Consider the following 16,810-nt stretch of genomic DNA (forward strand, 5'->3'; position numbering starts at 1 on the left):
CCGGTCAGCCCGCGATCGGCTGAAGGCCTGCCGGCGGTGTCTGGCCCCCGCCGAGAGCCGCCCACCCGACCACGTCGAGCAGCGTGCCGGTATCGGCCGGCTTGGTGAGCACGCCGAGCGCGCCTTCGACACGGCCGACGACCAGCGCGGGATTGGCCGTCACGAAGATCACTCGGGTGCCCTGGCGGACCAGTGCCGCTCCGACCTCGGGGCCGGTGACGCCGTCGGCGAGATGCAGATCGACCAGCGCGATGTCGGGACGATCCGCCTGGGCCAGCGCCAACGCTTCCGCGCGCGTCGCCGCGATCCCGCACACGGAATAGCCGGCGTCCTGAAGCGCCGCCTCCATGTCCAGCGCGATCAGGAACTCGTCCTCCACGATGAGGACAATCTGCTGCCGACCTTCCAACACTTCCGCTTTCCTACGAAAAACACACCGATACGAGGGCTCCCTCAACTCGTCTGCAGTGGTTTGGTTCCATCGTCCCGCTTGCGGTCCGCTCAGTCCTCCACGGTCGCCGCCGCCGCCAGCGCCCGCGACAGATCGGCCTCTATGTCCTCGACGTCCTCGAGCCCGATCTGCAGGCGCAGCACCGGGCCCTCGTAATCGCCCTTGGCCACGGTGCGGTCGCCGAGCCAGACGTGGACGGCGAGGCATTCGTAGCCGCCCCAGGAATAGCCGAGGCCGAAGATTTTCAGCGCGTCGAGGAAGGCGTGCGCCTTCTTGGTTCCGCCGCCGTCGAGCACGATCGAGAAGATGCCCGAGGACCCGGTGAAGTCGCGCTTCCAGATCGCGTGGCCCGGATGGCTCTCGAGCGCCGGATGCAGCACCCGCGCGACGCCCGGCTGCCCTTCCAGCCAGCGCGCCACCGCGAGCGCGCTCTTCTGGTGCCGGTCGAGCCGCACGCCCATGGTGCGCAGCCCGCGCAGCACCTGGTAGACGTCGTCGGGTGCCGCGCAGCAGCCGAGCGTCAGGAAGGTCTCGTGCAGCTGCGGCCAGCAGGCGGCGTTGGCCGAGACGGTGCCGAGCAGCACGTCGGAATGGCCCGCCGGATATTTCGTCGCGGCATGGATGGAGATGTCGACGCCGTGGTCGAGCGGCCGGAAATAGAGCGGCGTCGCCCAGGTGTTGTCCATCATCACCACCGCGCCGCCGGCATGCGCCGCTCTGGCGATCGCCGGAATGTCCTGCATCTCGAAGGTGTTGGAGCCCGGCGCCTCGGTGAACACCACCTTCGTGTTCGGCTGCATCAGCGCGGCAATGCCTGCGCCGACATGGGGATCGTAATAGGTGACCTCGACGCCGAGCCGCTTCAGCATCGTGTCGGAGAAGCGCCGCGTCGGATTGTAGACGGAATCGACGATCAGCGCATGGTCGCCCGCCGACAGGAAGGCGAGCAGCGGCACCGTCACCGCGGCGAGGCCCGACGGGACGAGGATGGTGCCGGCCGAGCCCTCCAGCTCGTCGATCGCCGCGCACAGCGCGTCCGTGGTCGGCGTGCCGCGCGTGCCGTAGGTGTATTTCTGGTTCCGCGCCGCCATGGTCGCGGCGTCGGGAAAGAGCACGGTCGAGGCGTGCACCACTGGCGGATTGACGAAGCCGTGATAGTCGCGCGGATCGTTGCCCATGTGCGCCAGCCGCGTGTTCACGCCCTTCGTCTCGTCTCGGTTCTGCATGTCCGGCTTCTCCGTCGACAGCGGTTGCGACTGTCGAGCCATAGGACGGGCCGGCGCGGCACGCAACATCCCCGGAGCCTACGGTGGGACGCCGCCCAAGCCGGTGGCACGCGCGCCTCGCATCTGCCGAAATCGACGGCACGATCCCGATCTGACGTGATTTCGAACTGCAAATGCGTGTGAAACGCCGTGAAACGCTGGCCCAATGATCCATTCGCCCTTGACCAAACGGACATAATCGCCTTCGATGCCTGCGTGACGGGAGATGCAGGGGGCGTGCCGAGACGGCACGTGATCGCCGGAGGGTTTGGCGCCTGCAACAACTCCCGCGAGGGTAATGAAAATCCGGGATCCACCGGAGCGAACAAAGGGTTTCAGGTTATGAAAACGACGATCTTGACGGGCGTACTCGGCGCCGCCGCATTCGGGCTCGCTGCTTCCGCCGCATCGGCCGCCACGCTCGACGACGTGAAGGCCAAGGGCTTCGTCCAGTGCGGCGTCAACACCGGCCTCGCCGGCTTCGCCTCGCCGGACAATGCCGGCAACTGGTCCGGCTTCGACGTCGACATCTGCAAGGCGGTGGCCGCGGCGATCTTCGGCGATGCCACCAAGGTGAAGTATACCCCGACCACCGCCAAGGAGCGCTTCCCCGCGCTGCAGTCGGGCGAAATCGACCTCCTGGCGCGCAACACCACCTGGACGCTCACCCGCGACACTGCCAACGGCTTCAACTTCGCCGGCGTGAACTACTATGACGGCCAGGGCTTCATGATCAACGCCAAGAACCTGCCGGGCGTCAATTCCGCCCTGCAACTCTCCGGCGCCTCCGTCTGCGTCCAGACCGGTACGACCACCGAGCTCAACCTCGCCGACTACTTCCGTGCCAACAACATGGAATACAACCCCGTCGTCTTCGAGAAGCTCGAAGAGGTGAACGCCGCCTATGATTCCGGCCGCTGCGACGTCTACACCACCGACCAGTCGGGCCTCTACTCGATCCGGCTGACGCTGGCGGCGCCGGACGATCACGTCGTGCTGCCCGAGATCATCTCCAAGGAGCCGCTCGGACCCGCCGTCCGCCAGGGCGACGACCAGTGGTTCGACATCGTCAAGTGGACGCTGAACGCCATGATCACGGCCGAGGAACTCGGCATCACCTCCGAGAACGTCGAGGAGATGAAGGGCTCGTCCAACCCCGAGATCAAGCGCATCCTCGGCCAGGAAGCCGAGTCCAAGCTCGGCGCCTCGCTCGGCCTGTCGGAGGACTGGGTCGTCAACGTCGTCAAGGCGGTCGGCAATTACGGCGAGAGCTTCGAGCGCAACATCGGCACCGGATCGCCGCTGAAGATCGCCCGCGGGCTCAACCAGCTCTGGACCAAGGGCGGGCTGATGTACGCCCCGCCGATCCGCTAAGGGCAAGTCAACGGAACCGGGGGGCGCCTGCCGCCCCCCGGACCCTTCTCGACCGGAACCCGGTGGCGGCTCATTGCCGGCCGGATACTTCCCGAAAGGTCCCCGATGGCTTCCCAGGAAACGCTGCGCGACGACAGCGCCTCCCGCTCGTCGATCCTCTACGATCCGAAAATCCGCAGTATCGTCTTCCAGATCCTCGTCTTCGTGGTGCTGGCGCTGGCGGTCTTGTGGATCGTCAACAACACGATCGACAATCTGCAACGCAATAATACTGCGACCGGATACGGATTCCTTACCAGCCGGGCCGGTTTCGACATCGCAATTTCGCTGATCCCCTTCAGCTCTGATTCGAACTTCGGGCGTGCCCTCGTCGTCGGCTTCCTGAACACGCTGATGGTCGCGGCCGTCGGCATCGTCACCGCCACGATCGTCGGCTTCCTGATCGGCATCGGCCGGCTGTCGAAGAACTGGCTGATCTCGCGGATCTGCACGGTCTATGTCGAGGTCTTCCGCAACATCCCGCCGCTGCTCGTCATCTTCTTCTGGTATCTCGGCGTGCTGTCGGTGCTGCCGCTGCCGCGCGACTCCATCGAACTGCCCTTCTCCAGCTACCTGAACAGCCGCGGCTTCTTCTTTCCGCGCGCGATCTGGGGAGAGGGCGCCTGGCTGATCCCCGTGGCGCTCGTCGTCGGCATCGCCATGGCCTGGTTCGTCGCCCGCCAAGCCCGCGCGCGCCAGATGGCGACCGGGCAGACCTTCCCGGTGCTCTGGACGTCGCTCGGGCTGATCGTCGGCCTGCCGGTGGTCGCCTTCCTCGCGATGGGCGCGCCGCTTTCGTTCGACTATCCAGTGCTCGGCACCTTCAATCTGAACGGCGGCTTCACCGTGAAGCCGGAGTTCCTCGCACTCTACCTGGCGCTGTCCTTCTACACCGCCTCCTTCATCGCCGAGATCGTGCGCGCGGGCATCCTCGGCGTCTCGCACGGCCAGTCGGAGGCGAGCTACGCGCTCGGCCTGCGGCCCGGCCAGGCGCTGCGCCTCGTCGTCGTGCCGCAGGCCATGCGCATCGTCATCCCGCCACTGACCAGCCAGTACCTGAACCTGACCAAGAACTCCTCGCTCGCCGTGGCGATCGGCTATCCCGACCTCGTCGCCATCGGCGGCACGGTCCTCAACCAGACCGGCCAGTCGATCGAGGTCGTCGCCATCTGGATGGTGGTCTATCTCGGGCTCAGCCTCACCACCTCGGTGTTCATGAACTGGTTCAATTCCCGCATGGCGCTGGTGGAGCGATAGTCCGACATGCAAGAGCACGACATCTCCTTCGTCCGCGCCGAGATGCTGGCCAATGCGCCGCCGCCGGCGAGCGAGCGCGGCATCGTGCGCTGGCTGCGCATCAACATGCTGGCGACGCCGGCCGACATCGTCCTGACGCTCGTCGGCCTGCTGCTCGTGGCGCTCATCGTCCCGCCCCTGCTGAACTGGGCGCTGTTCAGCGCGGTCTGGACCGGACCCGACCGCTCCGTCTGCGCCACGCTCGCCCAGGGCGGCATCCAGCCGGAAGGCTGGTCGGGCGCCTGCTGGGCCTTCGTCGGCGCGAAGTTCGAGCAGTTCATGTTCGGCCGCTACCCGCTCGACGAGCGCTGGCGCGTGATGCTCGTGGCCGCGATGTTCGTGGTGCTGCTCGTGCCGCTGCTGATCCCCAGGGTTCCGCGGAAGGGCCTCAACGCCGTCGTCTTCTTCTTCGTCTTCCCGATCGTCTCCTTCTTCCTGCTGGTCGGCGGCTCCTTCGGCCTCGACTATGTCGAGACATCGCTGTGGGGCGGGCTCCTGGTGACGCTGGTGCTGTCCTTCGTCGGCATCTCGGTGTCGCTGCCGCTCGGCATCGTGCTGGCGCTCGGCCGCCGCTCCAAGATGCCGGTGGTCAAGATGCTCTGCGTCATCTTCATCGAGGCGGTGCGCGGCGTGCCGCTGGTCACCGTGCTGTTCATGGCGAGCGTGATGTTCCCGCTGTTCCTGCCGGCGGGCGTCAATTTCGACAAGTTCCTGCGCGCGCTGGTCGGCGTTTCGCTCTTCGCCTCCGCCTACATGGCCGAGGTGATCCGCGGCGGCCTGCAGGCGATCCCGAAAGGCCAGTACGAAGGCGCTGATTCGCTCGGCCTCGGCTACTGGCAGAAGATGTACCTGATCGTCCTGCCGCAGGCGCTGAAGCTCGTCATCCCCGGCATCGTCAACACCTTCATCGGCCTGTTCAAGGACACGAGCCTCGTCTCCATCATCGGCATGTTCGACCTGCTCGGCATCGTGCGCCAGAACTTCTCGGACGCCGCCTGGGCCTCGCCGCAGACGCCGATGTCGGGGCTCGTTTTCGCCGGCTTCGTCTTCTGGATCTTCTGCTTCGGCATGTCGCGCTATTCCATCTTCATGGAGCGGCGGCTGGATACCGGACACAAGCGATAGGCCGCCGGAAGAACGGCCCTCGCCAACGACAAGGGGAACTGACATGGCTGAAAACAGCGCCGCCGCCGAGGACATCGCGGTCGACCGGTCGAAGATGCAGGTCTCCAAGACCGACGTCGCCGTCGAGATCGTCGGCATGCACAAATGGTACGGCGATTTCCACGTGCTGAAGGACATCAACCTCAAGGTCATGCGCGGCGAGCGCATCGTCATCGCCGGCCCGTCGGGTTCGGGCAAGTCGACGATGATCCGCTGCATCAACCGGCTGGAGGAGCACCAGAAGGGCAAGATCGTCGTCGACGGCATCGAGCTCACCAACGACCTGAAGAAGATCGACGAGGTGCGCCGCGAGGTCGGCATGGTGTTCCAGCACTTCAACCTCTTCCCGCATCTCACCATCCTGGAGAACTGCACGCTCGCCCCGATCTGGGTGCGCAAGATGCCGAAGAAGCAGGCCGAGGAGGTGGCGATGCACTTCCTCAAGCGCGTCAAGATCCCCGAACAGGCCGGCAAATATCCGGGCCAGCTCTCCGGCGGCCAGCAGCAGCGCGTGGCGATCGCCCGGTCGCTCTGCATGAACCCGCGCATCATGCTGTTCGACGAGCCGACCTCGGCGCTCGACCCGGAGATGATCAAGGAGGTGCTGGAGACCATGGTGGGGCTCGCGGAGGAGGGCATGACCATGCTCTGCGTCACCCACGAGATGGGCTTCGCCCGCCAGGTCGCCAACCGGGTCATCTTCATGGACCAGGGCCAGATCGTCGAGCAGAACGAGCCCGACGCGTTCTTCGACAACCCGCAGCACGAGCGCACCAAACTGTTCCTGAGCCAGATCCTGCACTGACGGGCGCCGGTCGCGCGACGGGGCGGCCCGTGCGCCGGCTGCTGCGCCGGGGCCTCCGGGTCCTCGCCGTCGCGATCGTCGCGGTGGCGGCCGGTGTGCTGGTGCCGCGCCCGATGCTGCCCGCACCGCAGGCCGCCGGGACAGGCGAGGGGCCGCGCCGCACGGTGCTCCTGCTGTCGAACCCGATCCACACCGACATCGCCCTCCCGGCGGACCCCGACATCCGCGCCCGCTTCGCGGCGCTGGCGGCCGACGGCCTGCCGATCGGCGATCCGGCCGTGCGCTGGCTGGTCGTCGGCTGGGGCGGGCGCTCCTTCTACGTCGAGACGCCGACCTGGGCCGACCTGAAACCGCTGCCGGTGCTGCGGGCCTTCACGCTCGACCGGTCGGTGATGCATGTCGCGGTGGCAGGCGACATCCCGCTCTCCCACCCGGCCGTGACGGCGCTCGCGCTCGACGCGGCGGGTTTCGAAGCCCTGCTCGACCATGTCGAGGCGAGCTTCGTGGCGCCGGACGGCCGCTTCCGGCTCGTCGCGCCGGGCTACGGCGCCCATGACCGCTTCTACGAGGCGCATGGCTGGTTCAACGCGCTCGCCGGCTGCAACGTCTGGACGGCCGCCGCCCTGCGCGCCGCCGGAATCCGCACCGGCGCCTGGACGCCGCTGCCGGTCTTCCTCGGATGGTCGCTGGCCTTGCACGGGTAAACTGTCCCCATGTTCCGCAAACACCCGCGGGCCGGGAGGCGGCTCTGCCGCCCGGCCTGTCGGGGTCCGGGGAATCTGCTGGGCGGCCGGCGCAGGGACGGTCATGGCGCCCGCGGCGGCACGGCTCGCCTTACGACGTGTCGGGCGCCCGCGGCGGCAGGACGGGCGCGCGCGTGAGCGCGCCGGCACCGGGGCCGCAGGCGGTCCTGCCGGGCACCCGGTCGCGGCCGCCGGAGCGTTCCAGCACCGCGCCGAGCACCATGGCGAGCCAGCGCAGGCGCCAGGCCATCAGGACGGCATCCATCGGACCGGCGTCGCCCGGACCGGCCGCGGGCGCGAGTTCGGCCGCCAGAACCGCCGGCTTGACGCCGAGCTCCCAGGCGACGTGGTCGAGCGCGACGCGTTCGCCGCGGCGCAGGAAGAACAGCACCAGCCACCGCACGGGATGGGCGCGGCAGGCGGCGGCATCGGCCAGGCCGGCCAGCGCGACCAGCGTCGCGATGATCCGCCTCAGCTTCCGTCCATCCCCCCGCGACCCGCCCACGCTCTCGTCCTCCTTCGACCGCGGCGCAGTATGGAGCCGGGGATCGGGGGTGTGGAAAGAGCGGGCGAATCTTCGTGCAAGCGGTTGATTCTGCTGGCGGTGATGCGGGCGTTCTGCGTGCCCCACTCGCCGGGGGAGGACGGCCGCTGGAGGATTTGGCGGCGACCTTGACGACGGCCGCGACCGTGGAGCGGCGCCGACGAAGGGACGGCGCCGGCGCTCGGCGGCCTCGTCGTGCACCGGATCGCGGGGCGCGGCCGGCGAGGCATGGATCCCGGATACGTCGTCCTGCGCTGCGCTTGGACGCCGTTCCGCGATGACGAAGCCGAGGGGCGGTGACGGCCGCGGCGGTCGCGGACCCGATGGCGGCGGTCTGTCCTCCACCCCACGCAGTGGGGGCGGAGGTGGCGTCGCGAAGCGACGACGGAGGGGGGGCGCTGGAGGATTTGGCGGCGACGGTGACGAAGGGAGCGGCCGTGGAGCGGCGCCGGCGGAGGGACGGCGCCGGCGGTCGGCGGCGCGTGCCTCGTCGTGCACCGGATCGCGGGGCGCGGCGGGCGAGGCATGGATCCCGGATACGTCGTCCTGCGCTGCGCTTGGACGCCGTTCCGGGATGACGAAGGTGGAGGGGCGGTGACGGCGGCGGCGGTCGCGGACCCGACGGCGGCTGCCTGTCCTCCACCCCACGCAGTGGGGGCGGAGGTGGCGTCGCGAAACGACGACGGAGGGGGGGCGCGACGCTGGAGGATGCGGCGACGACCGTCACGACGGCCGCGACCGTGGAGCGGCGCCGGCGAAGGGACGGCGCCGGCGGTCGGCGGCGCGTGCCTCGTCGCGCACCGGATCGCGGGGCGCGGCCGGCGAGGCATGGATCCCGGATACGTCGTCCTGCGCTGCGCTTGGACGCCGTTCCGGGATGACGAAGGAAAGGAGCGGCGCGAGGGTGGCGGTCTGTCCTCCACCCCACGAAGTGGGGGCGGAGGTGGCGTCGCGAAACGACGACGGAGGGGGGGCGCGACGCTGGAGGATTTGGCGGCGACCTTGACGACGGCCGCGGCCGTGGAGCGGCGCCGGCGGAGGGACGGCGCCGACGGTCGGCGGCGCGTGCCTCGTCGTGCACCGGATCGGGGGGCGCGGCCGGCGAGGCATGGATCCCGGATACGGCGTCCTGCGCTGCGCTCGGACGCCGTTCCGGGATGACGAAGGGGAGGGATGGCGCGTCGGTGGCGGCGGTCACGGATCCGACGGCTGCGGATCATCGCGAGGGTGGAGGCCTGCCTGGCCATGCCGGTCGTGCCGGCCGTGCCGGGCCGCGCGAGCTGCCGATCTCCCCCCTTGTGGGGGAGATGCCGGCAGGCAGAGGGGGCGCGACGAAGCTGGGATGACGAAATGAACGGAGGCGTGCAGGGCCTGCGACGCCTGGCAAGGGAACCGGCCGCTCCGTCAGTCCGCCGAGCCGGTCCCGCGCCAGCCGTAGAGCCAGTCGAGGTCGGCGAGCGTGCGGTCGGGGCCGCGCAGGCGCAGAACGGCGTCGCGGCCGAGCGCGATCGGGCCGGCGGCGTGCCAGACGAAGCGGTTGAAGGCGCCGCGGCGGACGACGCGCGCGACCCGCGGCTTGCGCTCGCGCTCGTAGCGCGAAAGTCCGGCAGGAAAGTCGTCGCGATGGCGGTGCAGCGTCTCGGCAAGCACGTCGGCGTCCTCGATCGCCATCGCCGCCCCCTGCGCCGCGAAGGGGGTCATGGCATGGGCGGCGTCGCCGATCAGGGCGATGCCGCGCGGGCTGGTCCAGGGGCCGCGCGGATCGACCGTGTGGAGCGGCCAGCGCGTCCAGGGACCCGCCTCGCCGACGAGGCGGGCCAGCGCCGGCGCGCGCGACAGCGCGGCGGCGAGCTCGTCTTTCGCGGCAGGGACCGACCAGGATGGCGTGAGCGCCGCGCCGCGCGTCACCGCGACGAGATTGACCGCCTGGCCGGCACGGATCGGATAGGCCACGAGATGGAAGCGCCCGTGCAGTAAGGCCGTGACGACCGCACCCGACAGGACCGCATCCGGCCGCCCGCCGGACGGGCCGCGCGGCAGCGTGGCGCGCCAGGCGGTGAGGCCCGAGAAGGCGCTGCGCGGCGGACCCTCGGTGCCGCGCATGGTCGACCAGACGCCGTCGGCGGCGATCGCGAGGTCGCCCGCGGCCTCGATCACGGCGCCGGCATGGTCGATCGACAGCGTCACGCCGCGCGCGTGATAGGCGGCGTCGCGCACGGTGGCGCCGGTGACGAGCCGGATCGACGGCTCGCGCTGCACGCGGGCCACGAGCGCGGCCTGCAGGTCTGCGCGGTGCACCGTGAGGTAGGGAGCGCCCCATCGGGCAACGGCACCCGCACCGAGCGGCACGCGGGCGATCTCGCGCAGAGAACGCGCCCGCCGCAGCACGATCGCCTCGGGCTGGACCGCGGCGGCGCGCAGCCGCTCGACGACGCCGAGGCGGTCGAGGATGCGCGTCGCGTTGGGGGAAAGCTGCAGGCCCGCGCCCACCTCGTCGAGCACGCGGGCGCGCTCGAACAGATTGACGGAAAAGCCGCGCTCGGCCAGCGCCAGCGCCATGGTCAGCCCGGCGATGCCGGCGCCGACCACGAGGATCGGCCTGTCGGGAGACACGGTCTTCACGCGCGAAGACCGCGCGGGATCAGGCGGCGCGCGTCAGGTAGACGCAGCCCGCGGGCCGGGTTTCGGACGCCTTCAGCGCGGAGTCGTAGCGGTAGAGGGTGGAGCAGTAGGGGCAGACCTTCTCGACGTCGTCGCCCATGTCGAGGAACACGTGCGGATGGTCGAACGGCTCGGTCGCCCCGACGCACATGAACTCCTTCACCCCGATCGTCACCACCGGATGGCCGGCGTCGTTCTGGAAATGGGGGATCGTGTGTCCGGCCATCGTCATCTCCTGGAGTGCATCGTGCGGGGTGGTGACGCCCGGCACGCATCTGTATCATAATCGGCGTGTTTGCAAGCCTGTGATATCCGGGCGTCATGCGCCGCGGGTATCGATCGCGGCTCCGCCGGACCCGCCGGCACCGCAGGAAGAGATCGAGCGAGACCGTGACCGAATTGGACAGCCCAGCCGCCGAACGCAACGAGTTCCGCAAGGACCTGCCGCCCGGCCCGGATCTGGCCGAGGGCAGTCCGGAGCGCTTCGTCAATCGCGAGTTCTCGTGGCTGCAGTTCAACCGCCGCGTGCTGGAGGAATCGCAGAACCCGAACCATCCGCTGCTGGAGCGCGTGCGCTTCCTGTCGATCTCGGCTGCCAATCTGGACGAGTTCTTCATGGTCCGCGTCGCCGGCCTGGCCGGCCAGGTCCGCGAGAACATCGCCACGCTGAGCGCCGACGGACGCACGCCCGAACAGCAGCTGGAACAGCTGCTCCTCAAGGTGGCGCGCCTCCAGGCCGACCAGCAGGAGAGCTTCTCGGCCCTGCAGACCCTGCTCGAGCCGGAAGGCATCCAGATCGTGCGGCCGGACGCCCTGACGCCGGCGGAAACGCGCTGGCTGGAGCAGCATTTCGACGCGGAGATCTATCCCGTCATGACGCCGCTCTCGATCGACCCGGCGCATCCCTTTCCGTTCATCCCAAACCTCGGCTTCTCGATCGCGCTCGACCTGCGCAACCTGCGCGACGGCTACCGCATGACCGCGCTCCTGCGCCTGCCGGTGGCGCTGAAACGCTTCATCCGCCTGCCGGACGGCGAGCGGGCGGTGCGCTTCGTGGCGCTGGAGGACGCCGTCGGCCTGTTCGTCGACAAGCTCTTCCCGGGCCACGAGGTCATGGGCATGGGCACCTTCCGCATCATCCGCGACAGCGACATCGAGGTGGAGGAGGAGGCCGAGGATCTCGTCCGCTTCTTCGAGACCGCGCTGAAGCGCCGCCGCCGCGGCTCGGTGATCCGCATCGAGTTCGACCGCGACATCCCCGAGGCGCTGCGCAGTTTCGTCGCCACGGAACTCGGCGTCGCGTCGTCGCGCATCAGCCTGCTCAACAAGCCGCTGGCGCTGAACCAGATTTCCGAGATCGTGGGCGTGCAGCGCGACGACCTGAAGTTCAAGCCCTACAATCCGCGCTTTCCCGAGCGCATCCGCGAGCATGGCGGCGACTGCTTCGCCTCGATCCGCGAGAAGGACATCCTCGTCCACCACCCCTACGAATCCTTCGACGTCGTGGTGCAGTTCCTGCGGCAGGCGGCCGCCGACCCGGAGGTGGTGGCCATCAAGCAGACGCTCTACCGCACCTCCAACGACAGCCCGATCGTGCGCGCCCTGATCGACGCGGCCGAGAGCGGCAAGTCGGTCACCGCGCTGGTGGAGCTGAAGGCCCGCTTCGACGAGGAGGCCAACATCCGCTGGGCGCGCGATCTCGAACGCGCCGGCGTCCAGGTGGTGTTCGGCTTCCTGGAGCTGAAGACCCACGCCAAGCTGTCGCTGGTGGTGCGCCGCGAGGAGATGAAGCTGCGCAGCTACGTCCATGTCGGCACCGGCAACTACCACCCGATCACCGCGCGCATCTACACCGACCTGTCCTATTTCACGGTCGATCCGGCGATCGCGCAGGATGTCGCCCGCATCTTCAACTTCATCACCGGCTATGCCGAGCCCGCCGAGGAGATGCGCATCGCCGTGTCGCCCTTCACGCTGCGCCAGCGCATCCTCACCCACATCGCCGACGAGATGGCGCATGCCAAGGCCGGCCGGCCGGGGCAGATCTGGATGAAGATGAATTCGCTGGTCGACCCCCAGGTGATCGACGCGCTCTACGAGGCGGGGCGGGCAGGCGTGGAGATCGACCTCGTCATCCGCGGCATCTGCTGCCTGCGGCCGCAGGTGCCGGGCCTTTCCGACAACATCCGCGTCAAGTCGATCATCGGCCGCTTCCTGGAGCACAGCCGCATCTTCTGCTTCGGCAACGGCCACGGCCTGCCGTCGGACGAGGCGCTGGTCTACATCGGCTCGGCAGACATGATGCCGCGCAATCTCGACCGCCGCGTCGAGACGCTGGTGCCGCTGATCAACCGGACCGTGCACGAGCAGGTGCTGGGCCAGATCATGATCGGAAACATCATGGACAACCAGCAAAGTTTCGAAGTACTGCCCGACGGCACGTCCCGCCGGATCGTTCCGGACGAGGGCGAGGAACCATTCAACGCGCAGGAGTATTTCATGACGAATCCCAGCCTGTCGGGCCGCGGAATGGCGTTGAAATCCAGTGCGCCGAAACGCATCGTGCGGCAGGCGCGCCGCAAGAAGGGCAAGGCGACCACCGCCGCATGATCGCGAATTCCCAGGGGCGCCTGCAGAACCGCCAGCCCATCTCCATCATCGACATCGGCTCGAACTCGGTTCGTCTTGTCGTCTACGAGGGCATCGCGCGCGCGCCCACGGTGCTGTTCAATGAGAAGATGCTGGCGGGCCTGGGCAAGGGCCTCGTTTCGACGGGACGGCTCGACCCCGACGCGGTGCGCCGGTCGATGGAGGAATTCCGCCGCTTCCGCGCCCTGTCGGAGCAGGCGGGCTCGACCGAGCTGCACGTCATCGCCACCGCTGCGGCGCGCGAGGCGGACAACGGCGCCGACTTCATCCAGCGCGCCGAGGAGGTGCTGGGCACCGAGATCCGCGTGCTGTCCGGCCGCGAGGAGGCCTATTACTCGGCGCTCGGCGTGATTTCCGGCTTCCACCCCGCCGACGGCATCGTCGGCGACCTCGGCGGCGGCAGCCTGGAACTGGTCGACGTGCGCGGCGAGGCGATCGGCGACGGCATCACGCTGCCGCTGGGCGGGCTGAGGCTGCAGGACATGTCGAAGGGATCTATCCTGGCGGCAGGGCGCATCGCCCGCAGCGAACTCGCCCGCGCCGACCTGCTGAAGCAGGGCGAGGGCCGCAACTTCTACTGCGTCGGCGGCACCTGGCGCAACCTCGCACGGCTGCACATGCATGCCACCGGCTACCCGCTGCACGTCATGCACCACTACCAGATGGACGTGGCGGCCTCGTCCGCCTTCCTGAAGCGCGTCGCCCGCGGCGACATCGACAAGATGAAGGGCATCGAGCGGGTCTCGAAGAACCGGCGCGGCCTGCTCGCCTACGGCGCCACCGTGCTCAACCACATCACGGCGGTGATGAAGCCAAAAAGCATCGTCATCTCCGCCCTCGGCGTGCGCGAAGGCTATCTCTACTCGCTGCTGCCGGACGACGAGAAGCCGACGGACCCGCTGATCTCGTCGTCGGAGGAACTGGCGCTGCTGCGCGCCCGCTCGGTGCGGCACGCGCACGAACTCGCCGACTGGACGGGCGCCGCCTTCGCCGCCTTCGGCGTCGACGAGACCGAGGACGAGGCACGCTACCGCCGCGCCGCCTGCCTGCTCGCGGACATCGGCTGGCGCGCCCATCCCGACTATCGCGGCACCCAGTCGCTCAACATCATCGCACACGGCGCCTTCATCGGCGTCGACCATCCCGGCCGGGCCTATATCGCGCTCGCCAACCTGTTCCGCCACGAGGGCCTGTTCGACGAGGCCGCCGCGCCGCAGATCCGGGCGCTGGCCACGCCGCGATACCTGGAACGCGCGCGCCTGCTCGGCGGCATCCTGCGCGTCGTCTACCTGTTCTCGGCCTCGATGCCGGGCGTGATCCCGCAGCTGCGCTGGGAGGAAAACGATCGCGGCGGCCTGACGCTGGTGATTCCGAAGTCGCATGCAGGGCTGATGGGCGAGCGGCCCGACGGCCGCCTGCAGCAGCTCGCCCGCATCACCGGCAAGCTGCTCGACATGCGCGCGGAGGGATAGCGGGCCGCGCCTGCCCGCCTCGGCGGCGTCGCGGGGACCGTGCCGGGCCTTTCAGATCTCGAAGACCGAGACCTTGCGCCGGTCGAACTTGAGCGCCAGCCGGCCCTGGACGAGCATCAGCGCCTTTTCGCCGAAGACCTCGCGCCGCCAGCCCTGCAGGGCGGGCACGCTGGCCTTCTCGCCCTCGGCGGCGATCCGCTCGATGTCGTCGCTGGAGGCCAGCATCTTGGCCGCGACGTTCTGTTCGTCCGACACCAGCTTGAGCAGCACCTTGAGGAGCTCTGCCGCCGCTGCGGAACCTTCCGGCGAATGCAGCTGCTGGGGCAGGCGGGGCATCTGGTCCTTCGGAATGGCAAGGGCGGCGTTGACGGCGGCGATGAGGCCCGTCGCCTGACCCGAGCGCTCCCAGCCCTTGGGGATGGTGCGCAGGCGGGCGAGCGCCGCGGCGTCGCGCGGCTGCTGCTGGGCGACTTCGTAGATGGCGTCGTCCTTGATGACGCGGCCGCGCGGCACGTTGCGCTCGCGCGCCTCGAACTCGCGCCAGGTCGCCACCGCCTGCAGTACCGCCAGTTCCTGCGGCTTGCGCATGCGCATCTTCAGGCGCTTCCAGGCGTCTTCGGGATGCGGGTCGTAGGTGCGCCGGGCGGTGAGGATCTCCATCTCCTCGGTCAGCCAGTCGGCCCGGCCTTCCTCGTCGATCTGGGCCTTCAGCTTCGCGTAGACGTCGATGAGGTGGGTGACGTCCGCCAGCGCATAGGCGAGCTGCTTGTCGGTGAGCGGCCGCTGGCGCCAGTCGGTGAAGCGCGACGACTTGTCGATCTGGCCGCCGCTCAGCTTCTGCACCAGCTGCTCGTAGGAGACGCTGTCGCCGAAACCGCAGACCATGGCCGCCACCTGCGTGTCGAACACCGGATGCGGAATCAGCTGGCCGCGGTTGAAGATGATCTCGATGTCCTGGCGCGCGGCATGGAAGACCTTGGTGACCGCCTCGTTGGCCATCAGGTCGAAGAAGGGGCCGAGATCCATGCCCGGCGCCAGCGGATCGACCAGCGCGGTGACGCCCGGCGCGGCCATCTGGATGAGGCACAGTTCCGGCCAGAACGTCGTCTCGCGGATGAACTCCGTGTCGACGGTGACGAAGTCGGACTTGGACAGTTCGGAGACGACGGCGGCGAGCTCGTCGGGGGTCGTGATCAGGTGCATGCGGTTTCTTTACGGGATTCGCGGCGCGGAGTCTTCACCGCGTCGGAGTGACACGATCGCCCCCCGCAGGTTCCAGCGATCAGGGCGTGCAACCCAAGGTTTTTTGTATTGAAGAAATAAATCTCTGGTTATACTATCCGGTCGTGGTTGGGGAGAAGACAGGGGGGAACATACGTCATGCGCAGACTGGCGCTTCTTGCGCCGCTGCTTTGCAGCGGTTGTATATCCACGATCGCAGATGCCGACCTCGAGAAGATCAAGCCGTCCGAGGTCAAGGAGATCGTCCACTGCGAGATCGCGACGGCTCTGGCCACGGCCAAGGTGCAGTATCCGGCCCTGAAGGACTACGCCGCCAAATACAGCATCAAGCTCAATCGCGAGAAGCAGGCGGGCGCGGGTCTGACGGCGCTGAACTGGATCATCCCGTCGAGCAACCAGTCGCTTGCGCTGGGGGCAGGGGCGGCGGTGCGCGACCGGGGTCTGGAGACGACGTTGCTGGAAGGGCGGGTATCGAAGGACGGAGAGGACACGGCCTGGTGCGTAGACCATCCGGTGAAGCCCTTCCGCGGCGCCTTGAAGGCGCAGGACTGGTTCGCGGAGTCGCTGAGCCCGAACCTGAAGCCCGGCGATTTCGGTCGCACAATCGAGTTCGCCGTCACATATGACGGTAACCTGAGGCCGGCGATCGGGATCACGAACCTGAGCGCGTCCGGCGGGTTCGATGCACGCAGGATCAAGACCAACACCCTCGTCGTCGCGTTCTACGAGGTGCGACCCACTCCCCCGACGGAGGTGATCATCGTCGGAGGCGGCACGGGCGGCGAAGCGAAGCCGAAGGGGGCCGTGGCCGAACCGGCGGCAGCAGGCAACCGGATCCTCGATATCCTGCTGAACGACCTGAATACCGATCGGTAGCGCGGCTGGGCCGGGGCGGGCGGGCGGACCGCCGCGGCCCGCCCTCGTCGCATTCCCCCTCGACATCGAGGTTGCGTTCGATGGTGCAGTGCCGGTCGGAAGCATCATCGATCGGGCGTCGCCGTGCCGGTCTTTGCACGGCATGCAGGATCGCCAACACGCCGCTGCCTTTGCCGGAAGAGTCCGAGGGCCATCCGGAATATCAGCTTCCCGGCATCGGCAAGGCGCG

The 16,810-nt window shown here is 68.7% G+C and carries 14 protein-coding genes; 8 read left to right on the forward strand and 6 right to left on the reverse strand.

All coding sequences use genetic code 11. The features are described from left to right. Positions 1 to 4: 4 nt before the first annotated feature. The gene (locus IAI54_RS00135) at positions 5 to 412 is read right to left on the reverse strand and encodes a response regulator (RefSeq protein ID WP_235679203.1); all 408 of its coding nucleotides are present in this window, start codon (positions 410 to 412) and stop codon (positions 5 to 7) included. Positions 413 to 501: 89 nt separating this feature from the next. After that, positions 502 to 1,677 (reverse strand): cystathionine beta-lyase, encoded by a 1,176-nt coding sequence (locus IAI54_RS00140; protein ID WP_187970451.1) that lies wholly within the window; start codon positions 1,675 to 1,677, stop codon positions 502 to 504. 381 nt (positions 1,678 to 2,058) lie between these two features. Between IAI54_RS00140 and IAI54_RS00145 the strand changes: the two genes are divergently transcribed. The 5 genes from IAI54_RS00145 to IAI54_RS00165 all read left to right on the forward strand — a co-directional run bounded on the left by IAI54_RS00145 (position 2,059) and on the right by IAI54_RS00165 (position 7,098). Continuing rightward, complete coding sequence (locus IAI54_RS00145; RefSeq protein WP_187970452.1) at positions 2,059 to 3,090, forward strand: amino acid ABC transporter substrate-binding protein; 1,032 nt, start codon at positions 2,059 to 2,061, stop codon at positions 3,088 to 3,090. A gap of 105 nt (positions 3,091 to 3,195) precedes the next feature. Next, positions 3,196 to 4,386, forward strand: a complete 1,191-nt coding sequence (locus tag IAI54_RS00150) for an amino acid ABC transporter permease (protein WP_187970453.1) — start codon at positions 3,196 to 3,198, stop codon at positions 4,384 to 4,386. A 6-nt stretch (positions 4,387 to 4,392) separates the two neighbouring features. Then, complete coding sequence (locus tag IAI54_RS00155) at positions 4,393 to 5,550, forward strand: amino acid ABC transporter permease (protein WP_187970454.1); 1,158 nt, start codon at positions 4,393 to 4,395, stop codon at positions 5,548 to 5,550. A 43-nt stretch (positions 5,551 to 5,593) separates the two neighbouring features. After that, a complete protein-coding gene (locus IAI54_RS00160; protein WP_187970455.1) occupies positions 5,594 to 6,394 on the forward strand; it encodes an amino acid ABC transporter ATP-binding protein in 801 nt (266 codons plus the stop codon). A 29-nt stretch (positions 6,395 to 6,423) separates the two neighbouring features. Next, complete coding sequence (locus IAI54_RS00165; protein ID WP_187970456.1) at positions 6,424 to 7,098, forward strand: TIGR02117 family protein; 675 nt, start codon at positions 6,424 to 6,426, stop codon at positions 7,096 to 7,098. Positions 7,099 to 7,228: 130 nt separating this feature from the next. On the opposite strand, the gene IAI54_RS00170 is transcribed toward IAI54_RS00165, so the two are convergent. The 3 genes from IAI54_RS00170 to IAI54_RS00180 form a co-directional block, all read right to left on the reverse strand. Then, positions 7,229 to 7,642, reverse strand: coding sequence for a hypothetical protein (locus IAI54_RS00170; protein ID WP_187970457.1), 414 nt, complete (start codon positions 7,640 to 7,642; stop codon positions 7,229 to 7,231). A 1,443-nt stretch (positions 7,643 to 9,085) separates the two neighbouring features. Continuing rightward, positions 9,086 to 10,303 carry an FAD-dependent oxidoreductase gene (locus IAI54_RS00175; RefSeq protein ID WP_338021483.1) on the reverse strand — a complete coding sequence of 406 codons (1,218 nt, stop codon included), beginning with the start codon at positions 10,301 to 10,303 and terminating at the stop codon, positions 9,086 to 9,088. A 19-nt stretch (positions 10,304 to 10,322) separates the two neighbouring features. Then, entirely contained in the window at positions 10,323 to 10,568 is a 246-nt protein-coding gene (locus tag IAI54_RS00180) for a zinc-finger domain-containing protein (protein ID WP_187970458.1), read from the reverse strand. A gap of 95 nt (positions 10,569 to 10,663) precedes the next feature. On the opposite strand from IAI54_RS00180, the gene IAI54_RS00185 reads away from it, so the two are divergent. Both IAI54_RS00185 and ppx read left to right on the forward strand, forming a co-directional pair. Further along, positions 10,664 to 12,952 carry an RNA degradosome polyphosphate kinase gene (locus IAI54_RS00185; RefSeq protein WP_187970459.1) on the forward strand — a complete coding sequence of 763 codons (2,289 nt, stop codon included), beginning with the start codon at positions 10,664 to 10,666 and terminating at the stop codon, positions 12,950 to 12,952. Beyond that, positions 12,949 to 14,463: an exopolyphosphatase gene (ppx, locus tag IAI54_RS00190; RefSeq protein ID WP_187970460.1), complete on the forward strand. Its 1,515-nt coding sequence runs from the start codon at positions 12,949 to 12,951 to the stop codon at positions 14,461 to 14,463. The genes IAI54_RS00185 and ppx overlap by 4 nt, the downstream gene beginning before the upstream one ends. A gap of 51 nt (positions 14,464 to 14,514) precedes the next feature. On the opposite strand, the gene rnd is transcribed toward ppx, so the two are convergent. Then, positions 14,515 to 15,666 (reverse strand): ribonuclease D, encoded by a 1,152-nt coding sequence (gene rnd, locus IAI54_RS00195; protein WP_187970461.1) that lies wholly within the window; start codon positions 15,664 to 15,666, stop codon positions 14,515 to 14,517. A 177-nt stretch (positions 15,667 to 15,843) separates the two neighbouring features. On the opposite strand from rnd, the gene IAI54_RS00200 reads away from it, so the two are divergent. Further along, positions 15,844 to 16,581 carry a hypothetical protein gene (locus IAI54_RS00200; protein WP_187970462.1) on the forward strand — a complete coding sequence of 246 codons (738 nt, stop codon included), beginning with the start codon at positions 15,844 to 15,846 and terminating at the stop codon, positions 16,579 to 16,581. Positions 16,582 to 16,810 lie beyond the last annotated feature (229 nt).

The sequence above is a fragment of the Aquibium microcysteis genome (assembly GCF_014495845.1).
GTDB classification, from domain to species: Bacteria; Pseudomonadota; Alphaproteobacteria; order Rhizobiales; family Rhizobiaceae; genus Aquibium; species Aquibium microcysteis.